The sequence below is a fragment of the Pseudomonas sp. GT1P32 genome (genome assembly GCF_054897805.1).
Genome location: NZ_CM142704.1, coordinates 242,892 through 260,004, shown reverse-complemented (window position 1 = coordinate 260,004; position 17,113 = coordinate 242,892). Strand labels below are relative to the sequence as shown.

General features: G+C 61.8%; 15 protein-coding genes. 10 read left to right on the top strand and 5 right to left on the bottom strand.

Annotated features, from left to right (window positions below; all coding sequences use genetic code 11):
• Nucleotides 1–39: 39 nt before the first annotated feature.
• On the bottom strand, nucleotides 40–489 hold the full coding sequence (locus tag ACYZUC_RS01230; RefSeq protein ID WP_461992888.1) for a transketolase: 450 nt from the start codon (nucleotides 487–489) through the stop codon (nucleotides 40–42).
• A 384-nt stretch (nucleotides 490–873) separates the two neighbouring features.
• Nucleotides 874–1,890 (bottom strand): 1-aminocyclopropane-1-carboxylate deaminase, encoded by a 1,017-nt coding sequence (locus ACYZUC_RS01225; RefSeq protein WP_008045265.1) that lies wholly within the window; start codon nucleotides 1,888–1,890, stop codon nucleotides 874–876.
• Nucleotides 1,891–2,090: 200 nt separating this feature from the next.
• Here ACYZUC_RS01225 and ACYZUC_RS01220 point away from each other — a divergent pair, with 200 nt between their 5' ends.
• A complete protein-coding gene (locus tag ACYZUC_RS01220; protein ID WP_461992886.1) occupies nucleotides 2,091–2,600 on the top strand; it encodes an Lrp/AsnC family transcriptional regulator in 510 nt (169 codons plus the stop codon).
• Between the two features lie 3 nt (nucleotides 2,601–2,603).
• On the opposite strand, the gene ACYZUC_RS01215 is transcribed toward ACYZUC_RS01220, so the two are convergent.
• A complete protein-coding gene (locus tag ACYZUC_RS01215; RefSeq protein ID WP_461992884.1) occupies nucleotides 2,604–4,040 on the bottom strand; it encodes an HD domain-containing phosphohydrolase in 1,437 nt (478 codons plus the stop codon).
• 109 nt (nucleotides 4,041–4,149) lie between these two features.
• Here ACYZUC_RS01215 and ACYZUC_RS01210 point away from each other — a divergent pair, with 109 nt between their 5' ends.
• Nucleotides 4,150–4,920 (top strand): alpha/beta hydrolase, encoded by a 771-nt coding sequence (locus ACYZUC_RS01210; RefSeq protein WP_461992882.1) that lies wholly within the window; start codon nucleotides 4,150–4,152, stop codon nucleotides 4,918–4,920.
• A gap of 83 nt (nucleotides 4,921–5,003) precedes the next feature.
• Here ACYZUC_RS01210 and ACYZUC_RS01205 read toward each other — a convergent pair whose 3' ends face one another.
• Nucleotides 5,004–6,350 (bottom strand): PQQ-dependent sugar dehydrogenase, encoded by a 1,347-nt coding sequence (locus ACYZUC_RS01205; protein ID WP_461992880.1) that lies wholly within the window; start codon nucleotides 6,348–6,350, stop codon nucleotides 5,004–5,006.
• Nucleotides 6,351–7,240: 890 nt separating this feature from the next.
• Nucleotides 7,241–8,164 carry a LysR family transcriptional regulator gene (locus ACYZUC_RS01200; protein ID WP_008033815.1) on the bottom strand — a complete coding sequence of 308 codons (924 nt, stop codon included), beginning with the start codon at nucleotides 8,162–8,164 and terminating at the stop codon, nucleotides 7,241–7,243.
• A gap of 175 nt (nucleotides 8,165–8,339) precedes the next feature.
• On the opposite strand from ACYZUC_RS01200, the gene ACYZUC_RS01195 reads away from it, so the two are divergent.
• The 8 genes from ACYZUC_RS01195 (at nucleotide 8,340) to ACYZUC_RS01160 (ending at nucleotide 17,092) form a co-directional block, all read left to right on the top strand.
• Complete coding sequence (locus ACYZUC_RS01195) at nucleotides 8,340–9,479, top strand: iron-containing alcohol dehydrogenase (protein ID WP_008033814.1); 1,140 nt, start codon at nucleotides 8,340–8,342, stop codon at nucleotides 9,477–9,479.
• 84 nt (nucleotides 9,480–9,563) lie between these two features.
• Entirely contained in the window at nucleotides 9,564–10,343 is a 780-nt protein-coding gene (locus ACYZUC_RS01190; RefSeq protein ID WP_461992877.1) for an enoyl-CoA hydratase-related protein, read from the top strand.
• Between the two features lies 1 nt (nucleotide 10,344).
• Nucleotides 10,345–11,553 (top strand): CaiB/BaiF CoA transferase family protein, encoded by a 1,209-nt coding sequence (locus tag ACYZUC_RS01185; protein WP_461992875.1) that lies wholly within the window; start codon nucleotides 10,345–10,347, stop codon nucleotides 11,551–11,553.
• A gap of 155 nt (nucleotides 11,554–11,708) precedes the next feature.
• Nucleotides 11,709–12,752 carry a TRAP transporter substrate-binding protein gene (locus ACYZUC_RS01180; RefSeq protein ID WP_461992873.1) on the top strand — a complete coding sequence of 348 codons (1,044 nt, stop codon included), beginning with the start codon at nucleotides 11,709–11,711 and terminating at the stop codon, nucleotides 12,750–12,752.
• Between the two features lie 15 nt (nucleotides 12,753–12,767).
• Nucleotides 12,768–14,666 (top strand): TRAP transporter large permease, encoded by a 1,899-nt coding sequence (locus ACYZUC_RS01175; protein ID WP_461992871.1) that lies wholly within the window; start codon nucleotides 12,768–12,770, stop codon nucleotides 14,664–14,666.
• Nucleotides 14,667–14,706: 40 nt separating this feature from the next.
• A complete protein-coding gene (locus ACYZUC_RS01170) occupies nucleotides 14,707–15,165 on the top strand; it encodes a thioesterase family protein (RefSeq protein WP_008033805.1) in 459 nt (152 codons plus the stop codon).
• A gap of 15 nt (nucleotides 15,166–15,180) precedes the next feature.
• A complete protein-coding gene (locus tag ACYZUC_RS01165) occupies nucleotides 15,181–16,140 on the top strand; it encodes an amidohydrolase family protein (protein WP_461992869.1) in 960 nt (319 codons plus the stop codon).
• On the top strand, nucleotides 16,133–17,092 hold the full coding sequence (locus ACYZUC_RS01160) for an amidohydrolase family protein (RefSeq protein ID WP_461992868.1): 960 nt from the start codon (nucleotides 16,133–16,135) through the stop codon (nucleotides 17,090–17,092). The genes ACYZUC_RS01165 and ACYZUC_RS01160 overlap by 8 nt, the downstream gene beginning before the upstream one ends.
• Nucleotides 17,093–17,113 lie beyond the last annotated feature (21 nt).

Here is a 17,113-nt window from a genome sequence, read left to right as displayed (position 1 = left end):
CTTATTGGGTGTGTTTGATTGAGCGGGTGAAGACATCCGCTAAATGACGTAGCGCTCCTGCAGCACGCTTTTCGCCAGACTCCGGGTCGCCAACAAAACGGCTTCCACCTGTCGATCCATCGCCGCATGGGTTGAGGCGATTGTTCCCAGGTCGACGACGCGCAGCGGGTGACCGCAGACGGATCCCAGCCAGGTCAGGCCCGGCACCGTGCCGACTTCGACGTCCAGTAAAAAACTGCTTTTGCACACGCCGCGCAGCAATTGGCGGGCATCACACGCTTGCTCGGGGCTGGACCCGATCCGCAACCAGTCGAGCATCAATGCCCTGGATTGCTTGACGGCCAGGTAAGCCACCTGATCCCAGTCGTCGATGGCCACGTGCAGCTTGTCGATCATGTATTTGGGCAACGCGGCACTGGTCACGATGACCACCCCGGCATCCGCCGAGGGTTCCTTGATCCAGACGGCGGATTGCGATATCGCATGCATGGCGCTACTCCTGGCGGTTGAACGTTATCCCCTTTCCTGTAGGAGCCGGCTTGCTGGCGATGAGGCCCGTTGGTTTTGCATCGATCTCAAGGCCGCCATCGCCGGCAAGCCGGCTCCTACAAGGGTTTGGTGACAAACACGAAAATGTGAACAACACAATCCACTGTAGGAGCCGGCTTGCCGGCGATGAGGCCCGTTGGTTTTGCATCGATTTCAAGACCGCCATCACCGGCAAGCCGGCTCCTACAAGGGTTTGGTGACAGACACGAAAATGTGAACAACACAATCCACTGTAGGAGCCGGCTTGCCGGCGATGAGGCCCGTGAGTTCTGCATCGATTTGGAGGCCGCCATCGCCGGCAAGTAGGCTCCTACAGGTTTGTGATCAGCCGTTACGGAACAGGAAGCTGTAGGCATTCAGCGCAGGCACCCCGCCCAAGTGTGCGTAAAGCACTTTCGAGCCCTCGGGGAACTCGCCACGGCGAACCATTTCGATCATCCCGTGCATGGATTTGCCTTCGTACACCGGGTCGGTCAACACGCCTTCAAGTCTGCCGCACAGGCGGATGGCTTCCAGCGTGCCGTCATTCGGCAAACCGTATTCCGGATAGGCGAACCGTGTGTCGAGCACCACGTCCTCCTCGGTGATTTCACGCCCCAGCTCCACCAGTTCAGCGGTGTGCCGGGCGATCCGCAGGATCTGTGCCTTGGTCTTTTCCGGTTTGGCCGAAGCGTCGATACCGATGACATTCTTCGAACGACCGTCGGCGGCAAACCCGACCACCATGCCCGCCTGGGTGCTGCCGGTCACCGAGCAGACCACGATGTAATCGAACTTGAAGCCGAGTTCTTTTTCCTGCTGGCGGACTTCCTCGGCGAAACCGACGAAGCCGAGGCCGCCATACGGATGCTCGGAACAGCCCGCCGGGATCGGAAACGGTTTGCCGCCGCGCTCCACCACATCGTTCATGGCCTTTTCCCAGCTGGGCCGGATGCCGATGTCGAACCCGGCGGCGTCCAGTCGTACATCCGCGCCCATGATGCGAGACATCTCGATGTTGCCAACGCGGTCATACACGGCATCGGAGTAGTTCACCCAGTTTTCCTGGACCAGCACGCACTTCATGCCTAGGTGTGCGGCGACGGCGGCGACCTGGCGGGTCTGGTTCGACTGGATCCCGCCGATGGACACCAGGGTGTCGCAGCCCTGCTCGATGGCCTCGGGAATCAGGTATTCGAGCTTGCGCGTCTTGTTGCCGCCGAAGGCCAGGCCACTGTTGCAGTCTTCACGCTTGGCATACAGCTCGACCTTGCCGCCCAGGTGTTCGCTGAGGCGTTTCAAGGGGGTGATGGGCGAAGGACCGAAGGTCAACGGATAGCGTTTGAAACGATTCAGGTTCATGACTCTGCTCCTTGATTATTGGATATCCAAGCGCCAGACCGAAAGGCAAACAGGCTGCATTCCAGGTTCTTTCAGAGGGGCTTCGATGAGTTCAATATTAAGAACAAAGCCAAAAATATGTGTTGCAAGTTTCAATGCATTAAAGAAACATAAATCACCACATATAACTTCTAACAACTTTTTATTGCGTATAAATCCATATGAACGCAACAAATACTCACAAAAAAACCGGCACACCCAGCCCGGAGCCACACCCGCTGGACCGGACCGACCGCGCCATACTCAAAACCCTGCAGCGCGACGCTTCAATCTCCAATGTGGCGCTCGCCGAGAAGGTAAAACTGAGTGCGCCGGCGTGTTTGCGCCGCGTCGAGCGCCTCAAGCAGGTTGGTTTGATCAAGGGCATCGTCGCTTTGCTGGACAATGACGCGCTGGATGCGGGCATGGTGGTGTTGATCGGCGTGGTGCTGGACCGCTCGACGCCGGAATCCTTCGCTGCCTTCGAGGCCGCCGCGCAAAAGGTTTCCGGCTGCATGGAATGCCATGTGGTGACGGGGGAATTCGACTACTTCATGTTGATACGAACCAAGGACAGCAACAGTTTCAACCGGCTGCACGCGGAGCAATTGTTGTACCTGCCCGGCGTGCGGCAGATCCGTTCGTTCATGGGGTTACGCCAGGTGTTGTCGACAACCCACATCCCCATTTGAGGCTCAAATCAGCCCGAGGGTCAGCGCCTTGAGCGTTGCAGCCGCACGGGTGGTGCAGTGCAATTTGCGGAACACGCTCTCGACATGGGTACGCACCGTACTCGGGCTGATGCCGAGCTGGCGTGCCACCTCTTTGTTGCTCCCGCCCATGCTGATCCGTTGCAGGATTTGCGTTTCGCGGTCGGTCAGCGGACTGCCATTCACTTTGGCCGCTACAGCGCTTTCACCGTGCGCCGCCGCGATGACCGCCTGACAGGCCTGAGGGTCGAAACGCCCTTGGGCGGCTTCGTCGAGCAACAGACGTTCCGCGTCACTGTCAGTGAAGGCCGGTCGCCAGGGGCGTTCGCAACGTAACGCCTGCCAAACCAACGCCGCTGCCAGCAAGCGCTGCTCAGCGGGCAAGGCATCGCCCTCAAGGCCGCGGAAATAGCCGCTGCCATCCAGTCGTTCGTAAGCGTTGGCCGCCAGCCGGCCCGGCACCGACAGTTCGGGAATCTGGCCGCAGGTACGCGACGTCCAGTAAGGCACCAGGCGTACCTGTTCAAGATCACCGTCCAGCAGCGCCCCCGCCGTGTTCCAGATTCGGTTGGGAACCGCCGCCCGGCCGATGCCATGCACCAGCGCGGCCTTCGCGGCCTGGTCGCCCGACTGTTCCGACAAGCCCCAGAGTCTGGCGGCTTCGCGCACCAATTCGGCCGAGCGACGCGAATAGCCCGCCAGCCAGGGCAGCTTGAGGTCGATCACATCCCCCACCAGCGTAAGCGGCACCTTCATCCCGTTTTCACGGGGTTGTGATGGAGTGACCTCTGGGACGCGCAACGACTCCAGCCAGTCTGCGGCATGTTGCGTGAGCCGGGCGGCCAGCGATGCCGGGTAGCGACGATTGCCCTTGGTCGCGATCCATTCCAGCGCGGCGTCGAGCCCGTGAACCCGCGAGAGAATTTCCAGATCGCCGGCCAGGAGTACCTGATACACCACCTCCGGCACCTCGGGATGGCGCAATCCAAAGGGTTTGCCTTCGCCGTCGAACTGCTCGAACACATGCCGCAGCCCGTGTTCGACCGGCGCACTCAGGCCCAGTGTCTGCGCAATATCGCCCGACACTTCGCAATGCACCTGCGCCAACGGCGTCGATTTGCGCAGGGCCCGCAAGCCCGCCGCCCCCAGCGTCTGGCTGAGCATCGCGTTGCGGCCCTCGACGTCATCGCCCAGCAGACGGGTGAAGCCCTCGGCATTCGCGGTACAACCCGACCAGCGCAGCAAGGCCACTTGCCGCGCAACTTCGGTGTGTTCACCGGCCCCGTGGCACGACTGTGCGAGCAGCTGGACCAGCCGGGCGGTACGACGTGACTGGTCGAAGGGCTGGCCCATGCTCAGGTCTCCGACCATGGACAACGCCACGATCGCACTCTCCAGCTCGATGCCGTCACTGTCGCGCATACCGTTCTGCCCCCCCTCTCGTTTTTTGGCCTGCCTCGGATAAACGACCGATACCGGACCGTTCGCGTATTGCTGAAACTGGATCACACCAACCACAGGAGATTTAACCATGTTCAAACCCAAGGCTATCGCCCTCGCACTCGCCATGACGGCGTCACTGTTCGCCGTCGGCAGCCATGCCGCTACTGCGCAACCTTCGGTAGTGATCGTACACGGCGCCTTCGCAGACGGCTCTGACTGGGCCAAGGTTGTTCCGTTGTTGCAGGCCGAAGGCATCAAGGTCACCGTGGTGCAAAACCCGCTGACGTCGCTGGCCGATGACGTGGCCGCCACGCAACGCGTCTTGAACAACCAGGACAGCGACGTCGTGCTGGTCGGGCACTCCTGGGGCGGTACAGTAATCAGTCAGGCCGGCACTGACCAGAAAGTTCGTGGGCTGGTGTACGTCGCCGCGTTTGCGCCCGATGCCGGTCAGGCCAGTAAAGACCTGGGCAAGGACTACCCGGCACCACCCGGTACGAAAGACATCGCCGCGGATAAAAACGGCTTTCTGTACATGACCCGCCAGGGTATGGCCACAGGCTTCGCTCAAGATCTGCCAGCCGCGCAGACCGACATCATGACCGCGACACAAGGTCCGATTCGAGCCTCGGCGTTTGGCGACGTAACCACTGCCGCCGCCTGGAAAGGCAAACCGTCGTGGTACGTCGTGGCCCGTGAAGACCGCATGATCCAGCCCGACCTGCAACGTGCGTTTGCCAAGAAGTTGAAAGCGCAGGTCACCGAAGTCGAAGCCAGCCATGTCCCGCAGCAATCGCGCCCGGCCGACGTGGCCAAGGTCATCATCGACGCGGTTCACAAGACCCAGGGCGGGGTTTGAGTCGGTTTCTTCCGACCACAAAAAAGGCGCGTGCCTCATGGCACGCGCCTTTTATCGTCTGCACTGAGAGCGCAGCTCAGGCGTCATTGACCAGGCTTGGCCACCGCCACGCGCCATACTTTGTTGCCGACATCGTCTGCCACCAGCAACGCACCGCTACGATCAAGCGCTACGCCCACCGGACGCCCCTGCGCTTCGCCTTCGGCATTGAGGAAACCGGTGAGGAAATCCACCGGCAAACCTGAAGGCTTGCCGTCGCGAAACGGAATGAACACCACCTTATAGCCGGCTTGCGGATTGCGGTTCCACGAGCCGTGTTCGCCAATGAACACGCCGTTGGCGAAACCGGCGGGCATGGCGCGTGAATCGGAGAACGCCAGGCCCAGCGGTGCAACGTGGGTGCCCAACGCGTAATCCGGGGCGATGGCTTGGGCCACCTTGTCCGGGCGCGGCGGCTCAACCCGGGTGTCGACGTGGCTGCCGTAGTAACTCCATGGCCAGCCGTAGAACGCGCCGTCTTTTACTGACGTCAGGTAATCCGGCACCAGGTCGCTGCCGATTTCATCGCGTTCATTGACCACGGTCCACAACTGGCTCGAACCGGGTTTCCAGGCCAGGCCGTTGGGGTTGCGCAGACCGCTGGCAAACAGGCGCTTGTCTGCGCTTTTAACGTCAACTTCCCAGATGGCCGCGCGCCCTTCTTCGGCCTCCAGACCGTTTTCGCCAACGTTGCTGTTGGAGCCCACGGTGACGTACAGCTTGGTGCCCTCGGGGTTGGCGAGCACGTTCTTGGTCCAGTGATGGTTGATGCCGGCAGGCAGATCGGTGACTTTCACCGGCGTCGCCGTGATCTCGGTTTGCCCCTCGCTGTAAGGCACTTTGACCAGGGCGTCGGCGTTGGCGATGAACAGCTCGTTGCCCACCAATGCCATGCCGAAGGGTGACGTCAGTCCACTCATGAACACTGTGCGCAGTTCTGCGTGACCGTCACCGTCGGCATCGCGCAGCAAGGTGATTCGATTGGCGCTGGGCGCATCGGCGCCGACACGGCCCATCACAAAACCCATCGCGGTACGCCGCGCCCAGGCCAGCGGACCGCTGCCACCGTCAGTGGCGCCCTCAGGCATCGGCGGGTGATTGCTTTCGGCGACCAACAGATCGCCATTGGGCAATCTGTAGATCCAGCGCGGGTGGTCGAGGTTCTCGGCCAGGGCCGTCACCGTGAAACCGGCGGGCGCTTTCGGTTTATCACTGCCGGACCAGCCGATGGCCTTGGACACCTTCAACGTCGGGATCAGCGTGGTCGTGGGCTCAGGCAACTGCGGGCTCGGGCCGACACTGGCCTGCGGCGGCAGTTTGGAAGATTCACCACAAGCGGTGAGCAACGCGGCAGCGGTCATCAAGAGCGCCAGTCGGCGGGAGACAGTCATGGTTCGAACCTCGCAATGGCCATCCGTGGGCCAATTTAGGAAAAGGCAAAATCCCGTCGAGTATCGCGGCGCCGATTCGTTTCAAACACCGCGCCTGTCACAAATCAATTTTGCCTGAATCGCACGAATGCAGACGTCCAATGCCGGGCACTATCCCTGACAACGACGCAACCCCTTGTAGGAGCCGGCTTGCCGGCGATGGGGCCCGTGAGTTTTGCATCGATTTCGAGGCCGCCATCGCCGGCAAGCCGGCTCCTACAAGGGGTTGGTGGCGGGCACGGGAAAGGTGAACAACACAACCCACTGTAGGAGCCGGCTTGCTGGCGATGAGGCCCGTAAGGTTTGCATCGATTTCGAGGCCGTCATCGCCGGCAAGCCGGCTCCTACAAGGGGTTGGTGGCGGGCACGGGAAAGGTGAGCAACACAACCCACTGTAGGAGCCGGCTTGCTTGCGATGGGGCCCGTAGGATTTGCATCGACTTCGAGGCCGCCATCGCCGGCAAGCCGGCTCCTACAAGGGTTCGGTGGCGGGCACGGGAAAGGTGAACAACCGCGATCCACTGTAGGAGCCGGCTTGCTGGCGATGAGGCCCGTAAGGTTTGCATCGATTTCAAGGTCGCCATCGCCAGCAAGCCGGCTCCTACAAGGGTTTGGTGGCGGGCACGGGAAATGTGAACAACCGCGATCCACTGTAGGAGCCGGCTTGCCGGCGATGGGGCCCATGGGTTTTGCATCGATTTCGAGGTGGTCATCGCCAGCAAGCCGGCTCCTACAAGGGTTTCGTGGCGGGCACGGGAAAGGTGAACAACCGCGATCCACTGTAGGAGCCGGCTTGCCGGCGATGGGGCCCGTAGGATTTGCATCGATTTCAAGGCCGTCATCGCCAGCAATCAGGCGGGATTCAGCAATGCCTCGCGCAGCAGCCTGGCCGCTGGCGAGTCCGGGACGCCTTTGCGCGACACCAGTTCATAGGGTTCGCTGCGTGAGGTGATCGGCAGCGGCAGCGTGGTGGTGAAGCCGTAGCCGGAGCAGAACTTCGCCACGTCGGTCGACACCAGCGCGACGAGGGTCGGGTTTTCCTGGAGCAGCGACAGAGTGGCGAAGGCCGAGGTGGTTTCCAGCAAATGCACCGGGAAACGCAGGTCTGCCTCATGAAACTCCCGCTCCAGCAACAGGCGCATCGGCATGTTGGCGCGATAGACGACCCAACGGTAATCCACCAGGTCTTTCAACGACAACTGGCGGGCATAGGCGAACGGATGCTGGGTGCTGGCGATCACCGCCAGGGTTTCCTCGACGAAGGTCGAGCTCTCATACAAGTAGGGGGTGGTGCTGATGGTGGTACGGCAGATCGCCAGGTCCAGGCGCCCGGCATCGAGCTGGCTGAGCAGCGCGGCGCTGGTGTCTTCGACAATCTCGATGGACAGCTTCGGGTTGTCGGCAATCACCCGGCTGATCGCCGTGGTCAGCAGCGGTACGGCGCCCATGATGGTGCCGACCGACACGCGTCCGCCCTCGCCGCTCATGATGCCGATGATCTCTTCGCGCAGGTGCGCAAGGTCAGTCTGGATCAACCGCGCGTACCGGATGACCGAACGCCCGGCATCGTTCGGCTCAAGCCCGCGGTTAGTGCGGGTGAACAGCGCAGTACCGAAAGTGGTTTCAATTTCTTGCAGCGCCTTGCTCGCGCCGGGCTGGGTCAGCGCGACCTGTTTGGCCGCGCCCAGCAAGGAGCCGTGCTCATCCAGGGCGATCAGCAAACGGAGCTGCTTGACGTGCAGGCGGGACATGATCGAGTTCAGTGAGGGCGTCATCAGGGCTAACTAAAAGTTATAGAGGTATCGAAAGTTGTCAGTATCGAGGCTGGCCAAGACGGCCCTATAGTCCACCCCACAGCCAGGCAATGCAATGGTTTTGACCAGAGCGCGAAAGCCCTCCTGCCCCAGACCGGTTGCAACAATAACAATCCTGTATAACTTGTGGTGAATCATGTCACTCATCAATTACGTCACCAAAATCCAGTTCGGCTACGACAGCCTGCAGCACCTGGCCGCCGAAGCCGAGCGCGCCGGCATCACCCGGCCGCTGATCGTCACCGACGTCGGCGTGCGCAATGCCGGCATCGTCGACAAAGTCATCGCCGCCCTCGGCGGTGACCGCGCACCGACAATCTTCGACGCCACCCCGCCCAATCCGAATGAACACGCCGTGCGTGAAGCCGTGGCCCAATACCACCTCGGCGAGTGCAACGGCATCATCGCTGTCGGTGGCGGTTCATCGATCGATCTGGCCAAAGGCGTCGCGGTCTGCGCCACCCACGACGGTCCTCTGCAAAGCTTCGCAGTGATTGAAGGTGGACTGGATCGCATCACCTCGGCCACCGCGCCGCTGATTGCGGTTCCGACCACGGCCGGCACCGGCAGCGAGGTGGGTCGCGGCGCCATTCTGATCCTCGACGATGGTCGCAAGGTCGGCGTTATCTCCCCCTATGTCGTGCCTCGCGTGGCCATCTGCGATCCGGAGTTGACCCTCGGTCTGCCGCCCATGCTCACCGCCGCCACCGGCATGGACGCTATCGCGCATTGCATCGAAACCTTCATGGCCCCGGCCTTCAACCCCGCCGCAGACGGCATCGCCCTCGATGGTTTGTGGCGCGCCTGGGAACACATCGAACGCGCGACCGCCGAACCCGGTGATCGCGAAGCGCGGATGAACATGATGAGCGCGTCCATGCAAGGCGCGCTGGCCTTCCAGAAAGGACTAGGCTGCGTGCACAGCCTTTCCCACGCCTTGGGCGGCATCAATCCGAAACTGCACCACGGCACTTTGAACGCGATTTTTCTACCGGCGGTCGTGCACTTCAACGCCAACGCCCCGACTGTCCGTGACGAGCGCAAACTCGAAAGACTGCGCCACGCCATGGGCCTTGAGGCCGATGCAAACATCGGCGCAGCCATCGAAGACATGACCAAACGCCTGGGCCTGCCGACCCGCCTGAGCCAGATCGGCGTCGATGAAAGCCTGTTCGCCGGCATCGTCGAGGGCGCGTTGCACGATCACAGCCACAAGACCAATCCGCGCGAAGCATCCTCGGCGGACTACCTGTCGATGCTCGAACAATCGCTGTAAGCAGCCGCTGCCCAACAACAATAAAACAGGAGGCATCCGCGTCGTCGATCTCACCCCCCGAGCATCGACGACAGCGGAACAATCATGAAGCCCACCGTCCTTATCGAACGGCAAGACGCCATTGCCATCGTCACCCTCAGTCATCCGGGAAAGATGAACGCCCTGACCCTGTCCATGTGGCAAGACCTGGGTGACGTCATGACCGAATTGTCCGCCGACCTCAGCGTGCGCTGCGTGGTGTTGCGCGGTGCGGGCGAACAGGCCTTTGCCGCCGGCGCCGATGTCGGCGAGTTTCCGAGCGTGCGCGCCAACCAGGCGCAAGCCCGACACTATGCCGAAGTCACTTCAGCAGCGATGCGCGCGGTTGCCGACTGCCCACACCCGGTGATCGCGATGATCCACGGCGTGTGCGTCGGCGGTGGCCTGGAAATCGCCGCACTCTGCGACCTGCGCATCTGTGGCACGTCCAGCCGCTTCGGCGCGCCGGTCGGCAAGCTCGGACTGGTCATGTCCTATGACGAAATGGCCGGGCTGGTGGCGCTGGCGGGACGCTCGACGACCCTGGAGATTCTCCTTGAAGGCCGCATTCTCGACGCCAACGACGCCTACGTGAAGAACCTCGTTACCCGCGTCGTACCGGATGCCGAAGTCGAATCCGAAACCCTCGCCACCGCCAAACGCATCATCAACGGCGCCCCCCTCGTCGCCCGCTGGCATCGCCAGGCGGCACGGCAACTGGAAGCCGGCGTCGCACCCACCGTCGAGCAGATCGACAGCAGTTACTCCTGCTACGACACCGACGATTTTCAGATCGGCCTGAACGCGTTCATCGCCAAAGCCAAACCACAATTCGAGGGCAAATAACATGGGACCGCTGACAGGAATGCGCGTGGTAGAACTGGCTCACATCATGTCCGGCCCGGTGTGCGGCATGATGCTGGCCGACATGGGCGCTGACGTGGTGAAGGTCGAGAAAGTCCCGGACGGTGATGATTCGCGCCGCTTCTCGCCGATCATGGCCAGCGGTGAATCCGCTTCGTTCATGGTGGTCAACCGCAACAAGCGCGGCATCGGCCTGAACCTGAAAACCGACGGCGGCCGCGACGTTCTGCGCCGCCTGCTGATGGACGCCGACGTGGTCACGGAAAACTACCGCGCTGGCACCATGGAAAAATTCGGCCTCGGTTACGAAACCCTGAAAACCCTCAACCCCGGGCTGATCTACTGCGCGATCTCCGGTTATGGCCGCAGCGGGCCGTTCGGCGAAAAAGGCGGTTTCGACCTGATCGCCCAGGGCATGAGCGGCATGATGAGCATGACCGGTGAAGCCGGGCGTGAGCCGGTCAAGGCCGGTTCGCCGGTGGCCGACATCAACTCCGGCATCCTCGCCGCCCTCGGCATCTGCGCCGCGTATGCCGCGAAACAGAAAACCGGTCTTGGGCAGATGGTCGACACCTCGCTGTTCGAAGCCGGCCTGCAACAAATGTACTGGCCAGCAGCGGCGTATTTCGCCGACGGCACCATCCTGCCAAAAATGGGTTCGGCCAACTCCACCAGCGCTCCATATCAGGTGTTCCGCACGGCGGACGGCTGGATCAACATCGGCGCCGCCAACCAGGCCAACTATGAACGACTGGTCGAGGCGCTGGCCGTTCCGCAATTGAAAGCCGACCCACGTTTCGCCAGCAACGCCTTGCGCATGGAGCATCGCCTGGCGCTGGTGGAAATCCTCAACGAAGTCCTGGTCGCGCGCACCACGGATGAATGGATGGTGTTGTTCGACAGCCTCGGCCTGCCTGCAGGGCCGGTCCTCGACATCGCCGCCGCGTTGGCCCACCCGCAAACCAAGGCACGCGGCATGGTCGTCGAGACTGAACACCCGACCGAAGGCCGGGTGCGCGGCATGGGCTTGCCGATTCACTTCTCCGACATGGACAACGCCGCGCCACCGACCAGCCGCCCTGCACCGCTGCTCGGCGAACACACCCGCGAAGTGCTGAAGGAAAGCGGGTATGCGGAAAACGAAATCGACGAGTTGATTCGAAGCCAGGCCGTCGTGGCACTCGCCTCCTGAACGATGGGAAATCTGTAGGAGCCGGCTTGCTGGCGAAGGCGGCGTGTCAGCCAGCATCAATGGTGATTGATACACCGTCTTCGCCAGCAAGCCGGCTCCTACAGAAAGCAGCTGTTTTTTTAGAACAACTACAACAAAAACAATAGGTGAACATCATGAGCCGTATCTTGACCGAGTCCGTCAGCCGCCGATCCTTTCTAGTGTCTGCCGGCGTCACCGTGGGTGGTGCTTTCGCCGCCAACCTGCTGCCTTCCAGCGTCTTCGCCGCGACCAAACCCATCGTGCTGCGCTACACCAGCAGCCTGCCCGACACCCATCCGCTGAACCAACAGATGAAGGCCGCCTCGCTAGCGATCAAGGCCGAAACCAACGGCGCGGTGGACTTGCAGGTGTACGCCAACGGCGCCATGGGCGGCGACACTGACATGCTGTCCCAGGTGCGCGCCGGGGCGATCGATTTCATTCCATTGCCGGGTGCGATTCTCTCGACGCTGGTGCCGGCCATGTCGATTGAAAGCATGCCGTTTGCGTTCAAGGACTACGACAGTGTCTGGGCCGCGCTGGACGGCAAACTGGGTGAGCACGTGCGCGCCAAGACCGAGAAGGTCGGCCTGATCCCGATGGAAAAAGTCTGGAACAACGGCTTCCGTCAGATCACCAGCTCGACGCGGCCGATCAACACGCCGCAAGACCTCGCCGGCTTCAAACTGCGCGTCTTGGTCAGCCCGCTGTGGACGTCGATGTTCAGCGCCCTGGGCGCCTCGCCGACCGGCATCAGCATCAACGAAACCTACTCGGCCTTGCAGACCAAAGTGGTCGACGGCCAGGAAAACCCGCTGGTGGTGGTCGAGTCCGCACGTTTCTATGAAGTGCAGAAATATTGCTCCCTGACCGACCACATCTGGGGCGGTTTCTGGATCGTCGCCTCTGGCAAGACCTTCCCGAAACTGCCGGCGGACGTGCAGGAAATCGTCTCCCGGCAGATCAACGCCGCCGCGCTGGTTCAGCGCCAACAAGTGATCGACCTCAACTCCAGCCTGGAACCGTCGTTGACCGCCCACGGCATCACCTTCAACAAAGTCGACCGCACATTGTTCAGGACTGAACTGCAATCGAAAGGCTTCTACACCCAATGGAAGGATAAGTACGGCCCGGAAGCCTGGAGCTTGCTCGAACAATACGCGGGTCAACTGTCCTAAGCCGGAGACAAAGTCATGAAAAATGAACTGCCAATGACGGATGTTGCTCCCGCTGAAGGACTCAGCCCACACCAAACCACGTTTCGTCTCGGTCGCGCGCTGGACACCGGTCTGCGCTGGCTGACCGAGGGCAGCGCGGCGTTGCTGGTGGTCATCGAAGTCACGCTGCTGTTCTGCAACGTGTTCTCGCGTTATGTGCTCAACCAGCCGATTGTCTGGGGCGACGAACTGGCTTCGCTGCTGTTCCTGTGGCTGGCAATGCTCGGTTCGGTGGTGGCGATGCGACGCGGCGAGCACATGCGGCTGACCTCGTTCATCTCGCGGCTGCCCGTGGAAAAACGTGCGTTCATCGACACCCTGGGCGCGGTGATCGTCATCACCTTCATCGGGCTGCTGTTTACCCCGGCCTGGGAGTACGTCAGCGACGAGTGGATCATCACCACCGCCGCCCTCGAAATCCCCAACGCCTTTCGTGTGTCCGCCATCGCCGTCGGCCTGAGCCTGATGTTGATGACCTGCGTCGCCCGGCTGTTGACCAGCGCACGGTTGATCGATTTCTCGGTCTCGGTGGCGATGCTCGCGTCCCTCGGCGCGTTGTTGTGGGTGGCCGAAGGCTGGATGCTGTTGATGGGCAACTGGAACCTGGTGATCTTCTTCATGGTCGGCGTGATGGCGATGATTGTCATCGGCGTCCCCATCATGGTCGCGTTCGGCCTGGCCACGGTGGCGTATCTGTCGACCATGACCAGCACACCACTCACGCTGGTGGTCGGGCGGATGGACGAAGGCATGGCGAGCCTGATCCTGCTGGCCATCCCGCTGTTCGTGTTTTTGGGTGCACTGATCGAAGCCATGGGCATGGCGCGGGCGATGATCCGTTTCCTGTGCTCGCTGATCGGCCATGTGCGCGGCGGTCTGTCGTATGTGCTGATCGGCGCCATTTACCTGATCTCCGGCATTTCCGGCTCGAAAGCGGCCGACATGGCCGCCATCGCGCCGGCGCTGTTTCCGGAAATGAAAAAACGCGGCGAGGACGAAAACGAACTGGTGGCGATGCTCAACGCTTCCGGGGCGATGTCGGAAACCATTCCGCCGAGCCTGGTGCTGATCACCATCGGTTCGGTGACCGGCGTGTCGATTTCCGCACTGTTCACCGGTGGTTTCATGCCGGCGGTAGTGGGTGCGATTGCGATGGCAGCCGTCATCTGGTGGAAGAACCGCAAAGGCGAGGCCTCCACCGGCAAACGCGCCTCGGGCAAGGAAATCGGCCACTCGCTGCTGGTCGCGATCCCTGCGCTGGCCCTTCCCTTCGTGATCCGCACTGCGGTGGTCGAAGGCGTCGCCACCGCGACCGAAGTCGCCGCCATCGGAGTGGCCTACACCTTCATCGTCGGTCTGCTGTGCTACCGCTGCTTCGACTGGCGCCGGTTGTATCCGATTCTGGTCAGCACCGCGTCGTTGTCCGGCGCGATCCTGATCATCATCGGCAGCGCCACCGCCATGGCCTGGGCGCTGACCCAGTCGGGCTTCTCGCACCAATTGGCGCAAGTGATGGCGACCGTTCCGGGGGGCGCGATGGGCTTCCTGATCATCTCCGCCGTGGCGTTCATCCTGCTCGGCAGTTTCCTGGAAGGCATCCCGGCCATCGTGCTGTTCGGCCCGTTGCTGTTCCCGATTGCCAAAGCCATGGGCATCAACGACGTGCATTACGCCATGGTCGCGATCTTCGCCATGGGCCTGGGCTTGTTCGCCCCGCCATTCGGCGTCGGTTTCTACGCCGCGTGCGCCATCGCCAAGGTCGACCCAAGTGGCGCCATGCGCCGGGTCTGGCCGTATCTCGGCGCGCTCGTCGTGGCGCTGGCGGTGCTGATTGCCGTGCCATGGATTTCCATCGGTTTCCTGCCGTCTGCCTGAATCAACCTTTGACTGTCAGCACTCAAACACGAGGTTTTTTATGAATTTCTCCACACTGCACCCAGGCTCCGCCACTGAGCGCCCACTGATCGTCGACAAACAACGCACCATTTCGTTTCTGGGCGAAGACTTGCGCATCTATGCCACGCCACGCCTGGTCGACGACATCGAACAGACTTGCCTCGATTACCTGCTGACCTTCCTCGACGAGGGTGAAAACACCGTGGGAGCAGCGGTCGATATCCGTCACGTCGGCGCCACGCTGCTGGGCATGTCGGTGAACATCGTCGCCACGGTCACTCGCATTGAAGGTCGTAGCGTCACCTTCAATGTCGAGGTGCGCGATGACGTCGAGCTGGTGGCGACAGCGGCGCATACCCGCGTGGTGGTGAACGTCGCCAAACTGCGCAGCCGCGTCCAGGCCAAAGCCGAGGCAGCGGCCGCCGGCGACGTCGAAGACGGCGTGCTCAGCCCTTCGCAATTCTCCGCGTCACGCTGAGTCAGGGTCTCCGTCATGATCACCCTTCACGAACGCAACGGCATGCCGAACCTGGCGGCCGGGGACGCGCTGCCGATCGTCGATGCCCATCACCATTTGTGGGACCTGAGCAACGGGCGCTATCCGTGGTTGCAGGACGAGTATCACGAGGAATTCTTCCTCGGCGACTATCACAGCCTGTGCCGTGATTTCCTGCCAGAACAGTTCCTCGCCCTGACCGAAAATCAACGCTTGGTCGGTACGGTGCACGTCGAGGCCGAGCGTGCGCGCGATGAGCAAGTCGCCGAGACACGCTGGCTGGAACAGGTGAACGCCCGCTACGGCTTTCCGAATGCCATCGTTGCCCATGCCTGGTTCGATCGCGAAGACAGTGCAGAGATTCTCGCCGCTCAAGTCGCCAGGCCTCTGGTGAAAGGCATCCGTTCAAAACCGGTGACCTCGGCATCGCCGGACGTGTCGGTGGCCGGGGCCAAGGGCACCATGCAGGACCCGAACTGGCTGGAAGGCTTTTCGCGGCTGGCCGAGCACGATCTGTCGTGGGACCTGCGGGTGCCGCCGTGGCATTTGGTCGAAGCGGCGGAAGTGGCGGCGATGTTTCCGCAGATCCGCATTGCGCTCAACCACACCGGTTTCGCCTGGGACCGCAGCCCACAAGGCATGGCGCGCTGGCGCAAAGGCCTGGAAGCGTTGGCCTTGCAGCCGAACGTGCACATCAAGCTGTCGGAGTTCGGGCTTAAAGATTCGCCCTGGAATTATGACGACAACCGGATTGTGGTCCTGACCGCGCTGGAAATCTTCGGCCCCGAGCGCTGCATGTTCGCCAGCAATTTCCCGGTGGCCGGGCTGCGCGCTTCCTACGACACGATTGCCGATGGCATGGCCGCGATGCTCGCCCCCATGGGCCGTGCGGTGCAGGAAGCGGTGTTCGCCGGCAACGCTCGACGCTTTTATCGATTGGAGGAGCAGCATGGATAACCTGTCGGCCATCGACTGGCGCGCACGTTTTCTGGCCAGCGGCGACGATGCGGATTTGCCCATCGTCGACGCGCATCAACACTATTTCGATATCGAAACCCATTACTACCCATGGCTGAACGACCGCCCGTTGCGACCGTTTCGTTATGGCGATTACTCGTCGATCTGCCGCAATTTCCTGCCGGCCGACTATCACCGGCTGACCGGCCGCCATCACGTCGTGCAAACGGTCGTGATCGAAGGTGAATGGGACCCGGCGACACCGGCCGATGAAGTGCGGTTTGTCGAATCGCTGGCGAAAACCGAGTCCACCCTGGGCGCCATGGTCGCGCAGGCCTGGCTGGATCGTGAAGACGCTTTTGATCTGCTGCGCCTGTACGGCGATCACCCATTGGTGCGCGGCATACGCCACAAACCGGCAGTGACCAGCCGTGAGGCCTGGCGCGAAGATTTTATCGCCCCCGGTTCGATGCGCGATCCGTGCTGGCGCGAGGGATACGCACAACTGGCCGAAAACGGCCTGCACTTCGAGTTGCAGGCGCCGTGGTGGCATCTGTCGGAAGCCGCCGAGCTGGCCCGGGATTTTCCCGACGTGTCCATCGTGGTCAATCACACCGCACTGCCCGCCGACCGCTCCGAAGAAGGTCTGGCCGGTTGGCGTGAAAACCTCGCCCTGCTGGCAAAGGAGCCGAACGTAGTGCTGAAGATTTCCGGCATCTGCATTCCCGGCCAGGCGTGGCCGGTCGAGGCGAACCGCGTGGTGGTGAACGACGCGATATCGATTTTCGACGTCAGCCGCTGCGCGTTTGCCAGCAATTACCCGGTCGATGGCGTACTGAACAGCCTCAGCGAAGTGTTCGACGGTTTCAAAACCATTGTCCGGGACCGCTCTCTCGAAGATCGGCTTGCGCTGTTTCATGACAACGCCCGACGCATCTACCGGCTCGCTTGACCCGATTTGAACAGCTCATCA